11 protein-coding genes are annotated in these 16,344 nt (G+C 45.7%); 1 reads left to right on the top strand and 10 read right to left on the bottom strand.

Going from position 1 to position 16,344, the window contains the following annotated elements:
• Positions 1 to 29: 29 nt before the first annotated feature.
• Genes AC0VYE_RS02125 through AC0VYE_RS02110 form a run of 4 tightly spaced genes read right to left on the bottom strand, consistent with a single transcriptional unit; the run spans position 30 to position 8,405 of the window.
• The gene (locus AC0VYE_RS02125; RefSeq protein ID WP_475445735.1) at positions 30 to 1,493 is read right to left on the bottom strand and encodes a stalk domain-containing protein; all 1,464 of its coding nucleotides are present in this window, start codon (positions 1,491 to 1,493) and stop codon (positions 30 to 32) included.
• A 20-nt stretch (positions 1,494 to 1,513) separates the two neighbouring features.
• Complete coding sequence (locus AC0VYE_RS02120; RefSeq protein ID WP_475445733.1) at positions 1,514 to 4,003, bottom strand: FecR family protein; 2,490 nt, start codon at positions 4,001 to 4,003, stop codon at positions 1,514 to 1,516.
• Complete coding sequence (locus AC0VYE_RS02115; protein ID WP_475445732.1) at positions 4,000 to 5,763, bottom strand: CHASE2 domain-containing protein; 1,764 nt, start codon at positions 5,761 to 5,763, stop codon at positions 4,000 to 4,002. Before AC0VYE_RS02115 ends, AC0VYE_RS02120 begins: the two co-directional genes overlap by 4 nt.
• A 26-nt stretch (positions 5,764 to 5,789) precedes the next feature.
• Positions 5,790 to 8,405 (bottom strand): SLC13 family permease, encoded by a 2,616-nt coding sequence (locus AC0VYE_RS02110; RefSeq protein WP_475445730.1) that lies wholly within the window; start codon positions 8,403 to 8,405, stop codon positions 5,790 to 5,792.
• 201 nt (positions 8,406 to 8,606) lie between these two features.
• Between AC0VYE_RS02110 and AC0VYE_RS02105 the strand changes: the two genes are divergently transcribed.
• Positions 8,607 to 9,029, top strand: coding sequence for a DUF4395 domain-containing protein (locus AC0VYE_RS02105; protein WP_475445728.1), 423 nt, complete (start codon positions 8,607 to 8,609; stop codon positions 9,027 to 9,029).
• 52 nt (positions 9,030 to 9,081) lie between these two features.
• On the opposite strand, the gene AC0VYE_RS02100 is transcribed toward AC0VYE_RS02105, so the two are convergent.
• The 6 genes from AC0VYE_RS02100 to AC0VYE_RS02075 form a co-directional block, all read right to left on the bottom strand.
• The gene (locus AC0VYE_RS02100; RefSeq protein WP_475445726.1) at positions 9,082 to 10,068 is read right to left on the bottom strand and encodes an oxidoreductase; all 987 of its coding nucleotides are present in this window, start codon (positions 10,066 to 10,068) and stop codon (positions 9,082 to 9,084) included.
• Between the two features lie 184 nt (positions 10,069 to 10,252).
• A complete protein-coding gene (locus AC0VYE_RS02095; RefSeq protein ID WP_475445724.1) occupies positions 10,253 to 11,557 on the bottom strand; it encodes a 6-phospho-beta-glucosidase in 1,305 nt (434 codons plus the stop codon).
• Positions 11,542 to 12,537 carry an N-acetylglucosamine kinase gene (locus AC0VYE_RS02090; protein WP_475445723.1) on the bottom strand — a complete coding sequence of 332 codons (996 nt, stop codon included), beginning with the start codon at positions 12,535 to 12,537 and terminating at the stop codon, positions 11,542 to 11,544. Before AC0VYE_RS02090 ends, AC0VYE_RS02095 begins: the two co-directional genes overlap by 16 nt.
• Positions 12,538 to 12,686: 149 nt before the next feature.
• The gene (locus AC0VYE_RS02085) at positions 12,687 to 14,336 is read right to left on the bottom strand and encodes an extracellular solute-binding protein (protein WP_339206308.1); all 1,650 of its coding nucleotides are present in this window, start codon (positions 14,334 to 14,336) and stop codon (positions 12,687 to 12,689) included.
• A 59-nt stretch (positions 14,337 to 14,395) separates the two neighbouring features.
• Positions 14,396 to 15,289 carry a carbohydrate ABC transporter permease gene (locus AC0VYE_RS02080; protein WP_076268524.1) on the bottom strand — a complete coding sequence of 298 codons (894 nt, stop codon included), beginning with the start codon at positions 15,287 to 15,289 and terminating at the stop codon, positions 14,396 to 14,398.
• Between the two features lie 22 nt (positions 15,290 to 15,311).
• Complete coding sequence (locus tag AC0VYE_RS02075) at positions 15,312 to 16,265, bottom strand: ABC transporter permease (RefSeq protein WP_076268525.1); 954 nt, start codon at positions 16,263 to 16,265, stop codon at positions 15,312 to 15,314.
• Positions 16,266 to 16,344 lie beyond the last annotated feature (79 nt).

Below are 16,344 nucleotides of genomic sequence, written 5' to 3'. Positions count from 1 at the left end.
ATTCCAGCGATAGGGAATTTTGCTACTTATTACTCACTACTCATAATAATAGCATTGTATTCACTATCATAAGCAAACAAAAATGAAGCGGCATCAGCTAAATATTGTGCATCTACGTATAAAGTGCCTTTTTCAACAATAACCGTATGCTTCGCATTTACTTTTAGTGAAAGTTTCCAGTTGTTTTTGGTCAGCTGCACTTCCTTGGCCGCAGCATTCCACTTGATATTCGCTCCCCATGCACCAAAGACAGCTCTCACAGGAAGATATGTTTTTTCTCCGCTCTTAAAAGGCTTTTGCAAAGCAGTGAATTTCACTTGCTTGTTATCCAGCCATACTTGAATATCTTTGCTCGCCGGCAGCAGCTCCGTACCTGCAATCAGTTCTTCTTTCGTACGTATAGGATTGAGAGCCTTAGGGTTCACCGGCAGCACTTTAACGCTATTGTTTAACGTGTCGGCTATGTACAGCTTTCCGCTCAAATACAACAAGGAAGACGGTTGATTGAACTGCGCTTGCTCAACTTCTCCAACTTTATCGCCAGGCGCGCCTTGACCTGCAATTGAAATCACTTTCCCATCCGCTTGCAGAGCACGTATTCGGTTATTCAAGCTGTCTGCAACAAACAAAACCCCATCGGCAAATGCCAGCCCGCGCGGCCGATTAAACCGTGCTTCAGCGCTTATGCCATTCCCATAGCCGCCTGCCATATAACCGGTAAGCGCATCGACAGCTGTCGGTTTTCCAGCTACCGTCTTGACCTTGCCATCAAAAATATAACGAATAAGATGATTGCCGCTGTCAGCTACATATAAACCGCCCTTATCATCGAATACAAGCCCCATCGGTTCATTGAATAAAGCTTGCGCTGCGCTTCCGTCCTTGTACCCGCCTGTTTCGCCAGCAATTCCAGCAAAGGTAGATGTTACGCCTTCGGGAGTAATGACACGAATGACATGGTTTAGGGAGTCTGCTACATAAACATTGTCTTTGCTGTCTATCGCTAATCCCGTTGGAGAGTTAAACTGCGCATCGCCAAATTTGCCGTCTTTATTTCCTGGCTTGCCATTGCCCGCAGCCGTGTATACTCGATCGTTTACAATTTTGCGCACAACGTGATTGTCGGTGTCACTTACATAAATGACACCCTTGCTGTTCACTACAGTAGAAGACGGTTGATTGAACGTTGAATTGGCAATCGTCCCATCGAAATAGCCCGCTTCCGTCTTCGTCGTAACAGGAGTAAGCTTCCCATTTTGCCATTTGCTAATCTGATTGCTGCCCGAGCCTACAACAATGATGCTCCCATCAGGGGCAGAAGCCAGCCCCCATGGTTGGCTTGCTTTCTCGATGACATTGGCAACTTTAGCGACGTTCTCCGTCTCTCTTATTTCTACTGGCTGCTCATTAGCTGCGAATGCTGTTGCATGAAACGAAACTAGCATCGTTGCAAGCGCCGTGCTTGCTGCTAGCCATTTAATATTGCTTTTCATAGAATTGCTCCTTTCGATATTTAATCTATAGTTATTGGCCTTATAATATGGAAGGGTATAATTATCTCGTCAATTTGTTCCTCTTTTTTCATAATGGGTATTGTAATATTTCCCTCGCCTCTTGCTAGTTCCATACTGAAATAGGATCCTTTAAGTATGAGTTTTGTATATTCACCATCATTCTCGAGCTCATATGCATCGCTCTCTAGCGGCATACTTTCAAACCAAAAGCAAGATGGCTCTTCCACGCAAAAATTTCCATTAATCATTATCTCTCCCAGTTCATAACCATGTGTGTAGATGAAAAGCTCCTTATCCTTCACTATAGCGGGCCTGTTCTCAAAATCTACGTATCTAGGAAAGGCCGTTACTTTGCTATCTAAAGAGAAATGCTGCTCGTTTTCTTGCAAATCACCTTTAACTGGGTTCTTCCAAGCATTCGGTTTTACATACACATCAATATTTGAGTTGTATGCAATGGGATTTTTAAGCTTTACAATGAGCTGCGTTTGATTATCTTGGTCAACAGCAACACTCTCAATATCCGTTATGTTGAGGAGGGGCAGCTCCGCATTTCTACATGTTCTACCCTCTGGTAGCTCTACCGCGTCGCATTTATAAATTATCAAACCATCTTTTGGAAAATAATTCCCAAAAGCAAGGCTCGTAGTAAATGGAAGCACTAACGTATACTCATCCTCCATAAATGCCGCTTTGGTTAAAGCCTCCGGAGGATTAGCTACCCGTACCGTAATATCAAGCTCTAGAAAGTTTTCAACCAGACCATTACTTCCATTTTCTAAAGAAATACTCAAACGATATGCTCCAGGCCGTAAATTGCCTTCGGCAAAATAATTCCCTTTTAACATAACATCCGCCGTATCAGGACCAGTTACGCTAAACAGTAGAGCACCGCTAAGGTTATATTCAAAAAACGGATAACACTCCTCCGTTTCTTCAATTGGGCAAACTCTAGTTATTCTAACGTAAGGGGAGTTCCCCTCAGAAGGCCATTCCGGCATTCCATAACCAAAAGTTTTAAAGGATAAATTTTTGTTGTAATTGGTTTTCCCTAAAATAAATTCAATTGGCGGGTACTCACTGTTATTTATAAATTGAAACCCTTGTTCCATTTCTCCCCTTGCTGTAACTTGTTCATTCGTCTGCACATCATTGGTTTCCGAATTTTTTAATTTATTTTCATAGACCGTTATACGAATGATTGATCCGTACTGCACAGCTTCTTTTAATTTAACCACCAGCTGATTAGGTTCAGAAGGATGTATATCAACCGTCTCAACGATATCTAGACTTTCAAATTCACCAGCGTCATCCTGTCGCACCTCAAATTTGACGATATTTGCACTAGAATCATTAAGAGCAAGTGTTGTCGTAAATGGCAAAATAAACGTTTTGTCATTTTTCATATACGATTCTAAATGATTATAAAACATCGTTAAATCTAGCGTTGGCGGCACAGGTTCCGGCGTTGGTGTTGGCGTCGGTGACGCTGTTGGCGTTGGCGTCGGTGACGCTGTTGGCGTTGGCGTCGGTGACGCTGTTGGCGTTGGCGTCGGTGACGCTGTTGGCGTTGGCGTCGGTGACGCCGTTGGTGTTGGCGTCGGTGACGCCGTTGGTGTTGGCGTTGGTGTTGGTGACGCCGTTGGCGTTGGTGTTGGCGTCACGACCGGGTTGCCGCCTCCACCGCTGCTGCCGCCTGTTCCCGCATTGTCCTCATATACAATAGTAGAGTTGGATTGTGAACCTCCACTACCGCCTGCAGCTGCCGCCGCTTCCTCTTGTTTTTTCTCTTCAATTAGTGCTTTAACTTGCTCAATTAATGCCTTATCCGCTTTAGCATCCTTTTGGAGTAGCAGTAGATAATGCTCCAGGCCGACCAACGGAAGATCGAGATAATTCAGCTTTTCCTTTACTCCTGCCCCATCTTTATTCAGTGGCAGCTGTTCATTTGGATTAACAGTCGTCTCGTCCGTTAGCACTTGTCCATGCTTCGTTTTTACTGCGCCTTCAAATACACCCAAGTAGCTCTCGTTATTCTCATACGTAACGGTAAACTGCGTCCCCATAACGCCCATAATGGCAGTTGGTGTCTCGATCTCAAACCTAGAATCGCCATCAAGCTTCTTCTTAATCGTGACAAGAACCTTCCCCTTTAGCAGGCTCAGGCTCGTTTTGCCGCCCAGTGCCTTTGCGCTTTTGACCAGTTCACTCACAACAAGCGTGGTATCCGTGCCAATCGTAACTTCTTTATCGCTGTCCAGATCCATCGTTACTTTCCCATCACTGCCGGTTAGTATCGTATCGCCTTTCGTAATAGCCATTCCTTTAAAAGCATTAAATTTCTTGGACCCGCCGCTCTTTTTCACTTCCGCTTTGCCTGAAATGGCCGTTATTTTCCCCGCCTTTTCCGTATCCTTCGCAAAAACAGATGTCGGCATAATAATAGCCATGACTAGCAAAGTCACAAAAACTAGCTTTAACGTCTTCATTTTAGTCCCTCCAATTCATAGATTGAGATGCCCTGTTCTTTACCTTTTACCTTGATCTCGCCAAGAGCGTTCGCAATAACACGATCTTTAACCTCCTGATAGACCGCATCGCTCATAATGATTTGTCCGGGCTTAGCATTGCTCTCCAGCCTAGCTGTCGTATTAACCGTGTCTCCAATAGCGGTATAGTCCATCCTGCTCTTCGAACCTATGTTGCCGAAGACGGCTGGCCCCGTATGAATGCCAAGACCAAACTTCACACCAAAGCCAAATCGTTCCATTAACTTGCGCTCCAATGCGGTTGAGCCCTCTTTCATTGCCCAAGCCGCTTCCACCGCTCGCATTGGATGGTCTTCAAGAAGCAGCGGCGCATTGAAAATTGCCATGGCTGCATCGCCGATAAACTTATCCAGCGTACCTTCGAATTTAAAGATGCAGTTGGCGGCAAGATCCAAGTATTCATTTAATATTTCAACGATTTCCTCCGGCTCCGCCTTCTCTGAGAGAGGCGTAAAGCCGCGAATATCAACAAAAAGCACAGTTAACTCACGGCGCGTTCCGCCCAGCTTTAAGCCCTCTTCACCATTTTTCAAAATCTGGTTAACGACCTCGGGCGCCACGTATCTGCCGAATATATCCGTCACCCTGCGTCGCTCCAGCAATTCCTCTACGTAATGGAACCCAACGACGATGATGCAACTAATAATTAGCAGCGGCACCACATAGCCGATTGATATAATGATTCCCTGACCGTACAAGTAGCTGCTTCCTACTACAAATGCAACGAGAATAACCGCAACCGCCAAAAATGAGATAAGCATATTCCACTTCCGGAATAAGAAGTAGGCAAGCGAAGCCGCAAGGAGCAAAATCAACGCATTCCATTTCCAATTAAGCTCATGCTTAAGATCATTTTCGAGCAGAGCCTGTATAATATTCGCGTGTATTTCCACCCCGTACATCATTTTTTTCACCTGCAATGGCGTCAGGTACTCATCCTTAAAGCCCGTGGCATACGGTCCAATAAGCACAATGCGATCCTGAAAATAATCCGCAGGCACATCCCCGTTCAGAACAGCAGCGTAAGGAATCGCTTCATATTGCCCTGGCCGCTCCGTATAGGGAATATGAAACTGTCCAAATGCATCAAGCGGAAGCATATCCGCACTTACACTTTTGCCGAGGCGCTCCATGTACATTTTATAAATTGTCCAAGAAAAGCTTTCTACCTGCTCGTCTTCATACATAAAACGATATAAAGAGTTGCGTACAACGTGATCGCGGTCCGGTATCGTGTTGATATGTCCAACCGCCGCTGCTGCTTCCTTAAGTGCCGGAAACGGCTCAGATATTTCAAGTGCGTCAATTGCGCCCTGCTTGGCTGAAGCTTCAAATGTTCCATATACGGGAAAAACGACATTGCCCGCATTTTTCACTGCGCTGATTAGCGCTTCATCCGATGATGGATCATCTGCCGACGGTGCAGGGAAAGTGACGTCAAACGCAATAACTGCCGGTTTTCCTTCGGAGAGCATACCAACTAATTGAGCATGAACATTTCGATTCCAAGGCCAGCTCCCAAATTCACTCACACTTTCATCATCAATAGCGATAATGGCAATTTGAGTTTCGACAGGGCTTTCCTTTTGCATAAAACGATCTTGGAAAAAATAGTCCATTCGATCAAATGTTCCTCTATACATGAAGAAAATAGCCAGTACAGCAAGCAGGGCCATAATATGTATAAGCTTTATTTTCATACTATCCTCCTTTCCCTTCTTTTCCGTCAAATGAGATGAAGCCACTTCCAATATGGAACACAGAGCACAGCTATAAGTAGAACTGCAAATGCATAACCGAGTGCAAGCTTTCCGGCTTGACGATGGGTAAACGCTTTCCCCTCCGAGCTATAATAGGCAGTTAAATAGGTAGGGGACTGATAGGCAAAGAAAAACGGATCTGTTGCAAGCAATATGACAAATACGAGCACCCATGGATGAATGCCTACTGTCTCTCCTAAAGGAACAATAGCGGTGATAAGTAAAATAACAGCTGGATCATCTCGAATGACTAGCGTAACGACAAAGGAAACGAGAATGACTGCAACAAGGAATAAGGCAGGCGTGCTGACAAAAACAGACATATGCTCTCCAAGAAAGGAGGATAACAGCTCAGCAATTCCTAGCTGCTCGGCGACGCCCGCAAAGCTGAATGCAGCCCCGAGAAACAATAAAAAAGTCCAATCTATCCCTGTCGAAATCGTCTGTTTATCGAGCACGCCGCTAATAACTAAAACCGCAAAACCCATCAGCATAATCCACGTACTCTCAATACCGTGAAGCGGTTGAAGCACCATAAGCCCAATGCAGCATATAATCGTCCAGAGCGATACACGCTCATCCTTTGTTAGCGGGCCAAGCAGCCTCAACTGTTCACTCAGCACTTCGCCTGTGACAACTTTGGCAGGCTCGATCTTACGGAACATAAAGAGCAATACGATAATCAACACAGTGCCAAAAATAATAAACGCTGGCAGCGCATACAATAACCATTGCAGCCACGATACCGATTGCTCTGTAGAAGCAAGGCCATAAGCCATAATATTGGTGTATGAGCCTGTCATAACAAAAGGCGCGGTAAAGCCAAAGAAAATCATAGCAATCAGCCCAAGGCCAGCGGCTCCCTTGCTTCTCTCTTCAAAGCCGAGCGATTCGGCGAGCGTCTGTGCCATCGGAACGCCAAGCGATACCTTGGCAGAGGATGAAGGAAGCAGCGGATTAAGCAGGACCCCGCCTGCAATAATGCCCCAAAGCTGTCCGCGGTAATGGGCAGGAAATCTTTTTAAAGCATGGAGTGCAAAGCGGTAAGAAATGCCTGATTTTGTTATTACCGCACTTATCGCCATAATAGAAATCATAAAGAGCCACGAGCTTGATGCAAATCCCGAGAGTGCCGTTTCCGGAGAGGCAACGCCCCCCAGCACCCACAGCATAATCATGCCAAGCGCCACAATGTAATCCGGCATAATCGGAACAATCCACATAATAACTGCAGCTAGCGCAATTCCGATAAACCGCATGCCCGCCTCAGATAAACCGCCAATAGGATCTAATAGGAAAGAAAGTATGATGCAGAGCAGCGCCGCCATGACAGCCCCTGCTTCTGCAGCGCGATTCCCCTTCAATAAACGTCCGGCGCCTTTCACAAGCACCTCGCTGCGTTTTCTAGCCAGCTTTTGTTTGGCTAATCCATACGCCCGATCAGCATCCGGCAATTCAACTTTATTGAAGGATAAAGTGCTAGCTAATGCATCAGCCAGCTTCAAATAATCCAACGCTTGATTGTTTCTGCCAACACGTCTGCTAAGCTCCGTTCCGCACTCGTACAAAAACAAAAGCTCATGCGATTGAAATTTGTTAGGCTGGTTTAATGAGGCTTCTATAACAGCAAGCCCAATTTCCGGCGCATTTTTCTCACAGTAAGGAAGATAGGTTTGCAGCACCGTGTAATTTCCTGCGAGTATATCTCTAGGGCAGCGGCTAATGGTACGAAAAAGCTCTGCGCGCTGATGATCCGTAACCTCTCCTTCTATGCGAGCATACGTGTCTAGCGCTGCCGGCCAGTTCCCTTTATCCGCTTGGATCATGATGAATGCCACCCAGTTGCCTTGAGAAACATACCACGAGGTCGCATTTTCCAGCCAACCAGCCATCTCCTCGTACCCATAACGCTCCTTGCTTATATCATTAAGAACTGGTTTAATACCGCTTATAAGAGTCAACCATTCCGATGTTAACGGATCATCTTGAAAGCACTCCCGAAGGAAGAGATTCTCTGAAAGCTCCCTTTGCATCGTCATGCCATAGGTATGCTCCACAAGCCCTCTGCTAATAAGAGGAACATGTGCGCACCACTGCAGAAAACGAGCCGTTAGCTCGCGCAATTGTCCAAGCTCATACGCAATTCGCTCGGATTCCGTTTTCTTAGATGCTTGAAGCTTCGCATTCGTTGCGGTCAATCGTTGCGAAAGCAGCTTGATGAAATAGGATGAGAAAATTGCATTCTCAGCAACAAGGCGATCAAACATCCTGTTGTCAATGATATGCAGCACAGCATCCTCCGCAGCTACGGCCTCAGCAGACCGCGCTTCCCCAGTAAGCAGAGCCATTTCACCAAAAACCTCGCCTGGCCCAAGCACGGCAAGTGAACGCCGAACGCTGTCATCCGTTTTTGAGAATAGCTCAATCGTGCCGCTTTCTATGATGAACATTTGATCTCCATGCTCGCCTTGATGGAACAACCTCGTTCCCGCAGGAATCTGTTGTTTATCAAGCATCCCCAGCAGCTTCGCAAGCTCTACATTAGAGAGCCCTTTAAACATATCGATACCTGTGAGCTTCACTAATCTATCTACCTCTTATCAAAGAAATTAGTTCTTTAGTATTATTAATCTATTATATATGAATATTGAAAAAAATTGGTAGTTATCGAAAGTTGTCATTTAATAATATTTTTGATCGATTAATCATTTGGTTATTGCCAAAAGAGCTTAAATTATCTACTATTAATTATATAAATCCAATACGGAAAGTTGGTTTTTATAATGAAGGAGATTCCCATTCCATTTGTTCGAAGTAATCAAGTCGGTATCGTAGCCGTACTTCTTCTTGCGATAGGCCTGCAGTTGCCTTGGCTTATTGCAGCACTTTGGATTATTCAAATAATTGGACTTATTTTCGGTCCCAAAGCTAATTTATTCATTATTGCGGCTCGCCCTTTCCTAAACGGTCGAATTTCTTCCGCACAAACAGAAGCAGCTGAGCTGCAGCGCTTCAACAACTCCCTAGGTGTAGGTTTCCTCACTTTCTCGCTGCTTAGCTTTATGCTCGGCTGGTCTACAGCCGGTTATATATTTGCTGGGATGATGGGAGCTGCTGCGCTAGCCGCCATTCTCGGCTTTTGCATCGGCTGCACGATCTATTTTCAATACAAACAATTCCGCGCACGGAGATTAAAACGAGGTTAGCTTTAACAAAAAGAGCAATTGCCCGCATGCAGGCAATTGCTCTTTTCTGTCGTTATAGCTTTACAATGGCTCTGCCTTTAGCTTGCCCATTCAAGAGGGTAGCTACCTGGTGGCTCACCTGGTCCAGACTAATTTCCGAGAATAATTCGCCCATCATACTTGGCTTATAGGCATCAGCCAATAGCGCCCATATTTTGCTGCGAATCTCCATCCCTGCCATGACAGAATCAATACCGATCAGCCGTACTCCTCTTATGATGAATGGGTATACGGTCATCGAAAGGCCCGCTCCGCCTGTCAAACCGCTCGCCGCTACGGCGCCGCCATATTTTAATTGAGACAGCACCGCGGTTAATGTCTCCCCGCCCACACAATCAATAGCTCCTGCCCATATCTGCTTGTCCAGAGGCTGCTTGGAACCAGAAAGAAGCTCTTCTCTTGGCAGAATTCGCTTCACGCCTAAATCAAGCAAATACTGCTGCTTATCCAGTTTCCCCGTACTCGCTGCCACCTCATATCCAAGCTTCGCCGCAATTGCAGCAGCAATACTGCCTACTCCTCCAGTTGCACCAGTCACGAGAATAGGACCATCCTCTGGCCGAATGCCATTTTGCACAAGCTCATATACGGACAAAGCCGCAGTAAAACCTGCCGTCCCCAGTATCATGGCTTCCTTCATCGACAAACCTTTCGGCAGCTTGATTGTCCATTCCGCAGGCACACGGGCATATTCGCTAAAACCGCCGAAATGATTGACGCCGAGCCCAAATCCCGTGACCACAATTTCGTCGCCCTCTTGGAATTTCTCATCTTCACTCGATACAACCGTACCCGCCAAATCAATACCCGGTACAAAAGGATAACTTTTCACAATACCGCCATTAAGCAAACAAGCCAACGCATCTTTGTAATTCACACTGGAATACGCAACCTTAATAAGCAATTCACCCTGCGGCAAATCGTTTAAGTCCAACTGCTGTGTATTTGCGATAATCTCATTTTCTACTTTGTTAATCACAAGCGCTTTAAAAGATGACATATACGCAACCCTCCATTATATAGGCTTATAAACAAGCTGAAATTATACGGAACCTATGCCTAACTTATAGTTTAATTCTAATGTAACAGTTATTGCTGGCGATTGCGACTGAGCTTACTAAGCGCAAAAAAAAGACGTCTCTCACCCTATTCGGCGAAGACGTCTTCGTTCATTCATATTCTGCTTACTCTGCAAAAAACTGCGGCAAATACGCTTTGTTTTGCTCCAGCATTTCATCCAGCATACGCTGCGCGTCATTTGTTGAATCAACGAGCGGGTGATGCGCGAGTGCCAGCAATGCCGTATCCCTATTGCCGGATACAGCTGCCTCAATAGCCAGCTGCTCATACACTTTCACAGCATGAATGAGTCCTTTCGCTGCCGCTGGCACAATAGCTACAGGCTGCGGAATTGGACCTTCCTTCGTAACGACACAGTTTACTTCAATACAAGCGTCATCCGGCAGAAAGTCCAGCACCCCTTGATTTGGCACGTTTAACGTTTGAATATCACCGCTGTCGTTATATAGCGAGTTCATCAGCTTTACAGCCGCCTCCGAATAATAAGCACCGCCGCGCTGTTCAAGCTGCTTTGGTTTCTCCGACAGATTCGGGTCCTTGTAGATTTCGAACAGCTCATCCTCAAGCCGCTGAACCGTCTCCGCCCGCGTTTCACCTTTGGCAGCCGCTGCTTGCTGCTCGGCCAAGATTTCGCGCTGCAAATAAAAATATTTTAAATAATAGGACGGGATTGCTCGCAATGAACGAAGCAAACTGCCATTCCAAGCGTACTGAGGTACGTTTTTGGCGGAGTACCCATCTTGGTTACTCAAGAGCTCATCCAGCTTGGATTCACCATTAACTGTAATGGAGCTAATCCAGTGCAGGTGATTAAGCCCAGCGAATTCACATCTAATGCTATCAACCGGTACTTGGTACAACGATGACAGCCATTTATATGCAGCTATTGGAGAGTTGCATAACCCAATCGATTTGATGCGTGAATGCTTATGGATAGCCTCTGTAACCATGCCGGCCGGGTTGGTGAAATTAAGCAGCCATGCCTCTGGGCAAAGCTCCTCCATATCCTTGCAGATTTCAAGAAGAACAGGAATGGTGCGCAGAGCCTTCATCATCCCGCCTGCACCCGTCGTCTCCTGCCCAATCATATTGTATTTGAGTGGAATAGACTCATCCCAGCCGCGCGCTTCCAATCGGCCGACACGCATTTGCGTCGTTACAAAGTCAGCATCCGCCAGCACCGAACGTCGATCCAGCGTCAAATCCAGCTTAATAGGCAAGCCTGATTTCTCAATCATGCGTTTGGCAAGTTGACCGACAATAGACAGCTTATTCCGTCCCTCCGGTATGTCTACCAGCACAATCTCCGTCACAGGAAAGGTCGCATAGTTTAATATAAAACCTTCAATTAACTCTGGCGTATAAGAAGATCCTCCGCCAATAACGACTACCTTTAATCGATCACCCATTCTGCTTGCGCCTCCTTCACTGATAAACATTGTTGTAAACAAGCATATACAGACTCTTCAATAGAAGAAGTCGTTTTATCCATAGCTAATAAAATCGCGCCTGCCACAGGCTCCATCGTCAACACGGTCAAGCTGCAATTTGGAGCTGCCCGTTTCACATGCTCCTCCAAATAAGGCGCAACGTAGCGGCTGTCGCCGCGGGTCAGCACACTGCCAACCATAACGAGATCAAATACATCATGATTCATATTCAGCTTCGAAATGACAGCACTCGCCGTCATGCCAAGCTCCTCACCCTGCCTCTGCAGAATGCTGCAAGCTACCTCATCCTTTTGCTCCGCCGCTTCAAACAGCAGCTTCGCAAGCTGGTGAGGAATCATCCTGCCCTGATTCAAGTAGTCGTGGAACATATTTTCAACGGTGTCGTAGCCTAGTTGTTCAAGGGTCAGATCCGTAAGCAAGGTAGCTTGCCCTCTGCCCTCCCATGAGCGTATAACTGAACGAAAAACCTCCACTGCCAGCAAGCTTCCTCCGCCAAAATCACCGAAAGCATAACCGAATCCGCCGCATTGCAAGCTCTCGCCATGGCGATTAACGCCAAAGCTGTTCGTCCCGCTGCCGCAAATGACAACAACCCCATCCGGCTGCTTCGTACCGGCTCTCAGACCGATTACCGTATCGCAAACGATCTCGTAGTTTTCAAACCCAAGCTTCGCGATCATCGGCCTTAATATTTGAAAGTCAGCCTCGCGATCTGCTCCCGCCAAACCAAATACCGCATAGGCAATTTGCTCCTGTGTTACCTTTGCATGCATCATGGCATGGATAACAGCTGCCTGAATATTGCTTCTAGCAAGCTCTACTCCTAATTGATGATTGCCGCAGCCGCTCTCACTAGCGCCCACAACCCTCCCCATTTCGTCACATACAACAGCGATCGTTTTACTGCCTCCACCATCCACACCCAAATAATATGTCAATTATATTCTCTCCCATGCGAATACTTGGTTTTGAAGGCTATTCTCTTCTCGCCATGCATGCAAACTTATCGCTTAAGCATGAACAATAGAGAATATAGCCTCCAATCCCACTGCTGCAGTTGAATCCAGCTAGCCTGTAATTAAAAACACTATTTTTTTAATTTGCTTACGTTTTCTTGCCACTTCTCGGTCTTGTATTTCAAAAGCTTCTCATAACCAGCTTGCTGTGCATCGGCTTCAGCCTTATCCAAAATTTGATTAACTTCTGCATCGGAAGATGCATTCATAATCGCTTTCGCTCTCGACTTCTCATAGATTGAGAATACGCTTGAACCAACGATGCCCTCATCTGTATCTCCAGCAGGGTCCAAGTTAACGAACTCTGTCGTATCGAGCTGCGTTTTCCACGTAATTTCAGATTGCCAGTACGTTTCCCAGCTCCGTTTCTCCACAGGCAGCGTAGATTCAAACTTCATCTTCGAGTTGTCTACATATACCGTATTTCCTACCCATTGAAAGTTAACGATTGAAGCCATTAATGCCTCGCGCTCTTCCACGTCATTTACAAACTTATCGGTGAACAATGGCGCTTCATCAGCATCCACTCCGTCCCAATAAATCCCCTCTGGTCCCCACATACTTAGGCGCTGTCCTTCTGGACCCGTGAACCAATCCAAAAATGCGAAGATCGCTTCTGGGTTTTTAGCTGCTTTCGTAATGACACTCACGTTCCAACCTAGCTGCTTGTAATCGCCAGGGAATATTTTGTTTTTATCAAGTCCCGCTTTATGAACCGGCCATGTGATGAAATATCCCGCACTTGGGTCCTTGGCCGCCAATAGCGCATTGCCCTTCGCACCATACTCCGTCGGGCTGGAAGCCGCGTAAACCGCTATTTTTCCCGTTACAATCTTCTGCTCAACCTGCTCAGCCTTTTGCGTAAAGCTATCCTGCGAAATCAGTCTTTCACGGTATAATCTGCTTGCGTATTGAATCGATTCCCGGTAGACAGGATCTGTAAAGATCGATACCAGCTTATCGCCTGACGGTACAGCCATCATTGCATTGTACGTATAAGGACGGTTTTCAGCAAAAGCGGATGCCATAATGTCGATACCCGAAGCGCTTTGTCCTACTTCCAGAGGGACTACATCCGGATATTTCTCTTTCACCAGCTTCAAGTAAGCATAAAGATCGTCCGTCGTTTCCAAGCTCGGCTTGCCAAGCTCATCATGGATCTTCTTGTTTACCAAATAACCTGCATTGCCATTAGGCTGCGTCGTATACCAGTTCGGAAACTGATACAGCTTGCCGTCGGATGAGCGAAGCATATCAAGCGTAGCCTCACCAGCCCATTTCTTTAAATTCGGATATTTATCTAAGTAATCGTCAAAAGCAACGAGCATTCCTTCCGAGCGCAGCTTCTCTACGTCTGCGTTGCGCTCCATCCAGATCACATCAGGCAGCTCTCCCGCTACAATCATCGTGTTGAACTTTTGTTTCGCATTGCCTCCTGAGCTGATTGGCACCACATTTACTTTCTTATTCTCCTTAATCCATTTCGTCGATAAATCGTCGCCCCAAGGAGGCATCGTATACCAATCATAATGGCCGTAAAAAGAAAACTCGAGCGGTTGATCCCCCAGCACAAACGCAGCTTTGCTTGAATCCGGCTTGTTGTCGGTTCCTTCCTTTACCCCGGAATTCGCCCCATTATTGCTTGAACATCCTGTTAATGCAAGTACAACGACAAGTGTGATTGACAATGCTGCATGAAAAGCTTTACTGAATTTAGCCATCGCTTAAACTCCCTTCTGCTTGTCTATCTATGGTTAAAGCTAACGCTTTAAACCCTTGGTTATTCCTTCAAAGAACCAACGAGAACACCCTTCACGAAATACTTTTGTACAAAAGGATACACACAAAGTATTGGAACGGTCGCCACCATCATGGTTGCCATGGATAACGACTTTGAAGTCACCGCTTTCATTGCACTCATTCGGCCTTGTGCCGCTGAATCCATTTGGGACATTTGCTCCAGCATAATATTGGAGTTCAATATTTGCTGCAGCTTCGTTTGAATCGGCAATAGGTTAATATCTGAAATATAAAGACTCGGTGAAAACCAATCATTCCAGTGATACACCGCCGTGAACAACGAAAGCGTTGCAATGACAGGCCCCGATAGAGGAAGAACAATGCGAAATAGAATACCCCAGTTGCTGGAGCCGTCAATTTGTGCCGATTCCTCAAGTCCATTGGGAATGCCAAGGAAGAAGGTCCGGAATATGATCATGTTCCATACGCTGATAATTCCCGGTATGATCATAACCCAGAACGAATTCATCAAATGAAGCTCACGAATGAGCAGGTAGCTTGGAATTAAGCCGCCGCTAAAGTACATGGTCAACACGCAAAAGATCATGTAATACTTTCGTCCAACTAGATTCCGCTTACTCATTCCGTAAGCAAAAATCGCTGTTGCTGCAATGGATAGGAGCGTACCTATGACCGTACGAAGAATAGAAATAATAAATCCATCTATAAGTCGTTTATCCTTGAAAACGACCTCATAATTGTCCAACGAGAAGACGCGCGGCCAAAATGTGATTCCACCGAGCATCGTATCGGTTCCCGCATTAAAGGAAATCACTGCAGCATTCCAGAATGGATAGAAGGCTGTGAAGCCTAACACAAACAATAGAAAATAGTTGACTGCCATAAATGTTTTGTCGCCAAAGGATAATTTCATCGTTTCGCCGCCCTTTCTCTCTTTACCACAAGCTGTTGCCTGATCGGCGAGCCAAATAGTTTGCTCCTGCTAATAAGCCGACGCTAATAATCGCTTTGAATAGACCGGCAGCCGTTGCATAAGAGAAACGGGAATTTTGAATACCCAGCCTATACACATAAGTATCGATAACATCACTTACATCACGCAGCACCGGGTTCCCAGCTAGCAGCAAAATATCTTCAAATCCGGCATTCAACAGGTTGCCAATTGCTAATATCGAGAACACAACAACAACGGGCATAATCGATGGAATCGTAATCGTAACAATTTGTCTCACTCTGCTGGCTCCATCAATTGAAGCCGCCTCATACAAATGCGGGTTAATGCCTGCAATAGCAGCTAAGTAAACGATAGAAGCAAAGCCAATTTCCTTCCAAACACCGGTTGTGACAAGGATCGCCCAGAAATACTCCGGCAAGGATAAGAAATTGATTGGCTCTTTAATGAGATTCACGGATTCCAGCAGCATATTTAAGCTTCCGTTATCAGTGGATAACATCGATATAACGAAGCCCGATACGATAACCCATGACAAGAAATGAGGCAAATAGCTAACCGTCTGAATAATTCGTTTAAACGTACGGTTATTAATCTCATTCAGCATCAGTGCCAGTAAGATTGGCGCTGGAAATCCAATGCCCAGCTTCAGCAAACTGATGACGAGTGTATTTCGCATAACCACCCAAAACTCGGGAGCATTAAAAAACATTTCAAAATGTTTAAACCCTACCCACGGACTGTGCATGAACCCTTTGAAAATGCTGTAATCCTGAAAGGACATCAGCACCCCATACATGGGAATGTAATTAAAGACAAAAATGAAGAGCAGCGCTGGTATAACCATGAGCTGAATATCCCATTGTTTGATAAAGCGTTTCGTCTGCCCGGGCTGTTTGTACACATGCTGTTTGGTTTCTAGATCTGTTTGCAGCATGCTCCCCCCCTTTTTTTCTAATGTTAGTTAATGTAACATAAATGTGTTATCCATTCGTCATGTGTTTATTTTATCTTTT

Source organism: Pristimantibacillus sp. Z349TD_6 (genome assembly GCF_056173205.1).
Note: the sequence above shows the minus strand (reverse complement) of the source record. Positions and strands in the feature narration are given on the sequence as shown.

Excerpts from the sequence above, each read along its gene's own strand:
- AC0VYE_RS02085 (WP_339206308.1), bottom strand. The coding sequence starts at position 14,336 with ATGGCTAAATTCAGTAAAGCTTTTCATGCAGCATTGTCAATCACACTT.
- AC0VYE_RS02120 (WP_475445733.1), bottom strand. The coding sequence starts at position 4,003 with ATGAAGACGTTAAAGCTAGTTTTTGTGACTTTGCTAGTCATGGCTATT.
- AC0VYE_RS02095 (WP_475445724.1), bottom strand. The coding sequence starts at position 11,557 with ATGGGTGATCGATTAAAGGTAGTCGTTATTGGCGGAGGATCTTCTTAT.
- AC0VYE_RS02075 (WP_076268525.1), bottom strand. The coding sequence starts at position 16,265 with ATGCTGCAAACAGATCTAGAAACCAAACAGCATGTGTACAAACAGCCC.
- AC0VYE_RS02115 (WP_475445732.1), bottom strand. The coding sequence starts at position 5,763 with ATGAAAATAAAGCTTATACATATTATGGCCCTGCTTGCTGTACTGGCT.
- AC0VYE_RS02125 (WP_475445735.1), bottom strand. The coding sequence starts at position 1,493 with ATGAAAAGCAATATTAAATGGCTAGCAGCAAGCACGGCGCTTGCAACG.
- AC0VYE_RS02080 (WP_076268524.1), bottom strand. The coding sequence starts at position 15,289 with ATGAAATTATCCTTTGGCGACAAAACATTTATGGCAGTCAACTATTTT.
- AC0VYE_RS02105 (WP_475445728.1), top strand. The coding sequence starts at position 8,607 with ATGAAGGAGATTCCCATTCCATTTGTTCGAAGTAATCAAGTCGGTATC.
- AC0VYE_RS02100 (WP_475445726.1), bottom strand. The coding sequence starts at position 10,068 with ATGTCATCTTTTAAAGCGCTTGTGATTAACAAAGTAGAAAATGAGATT.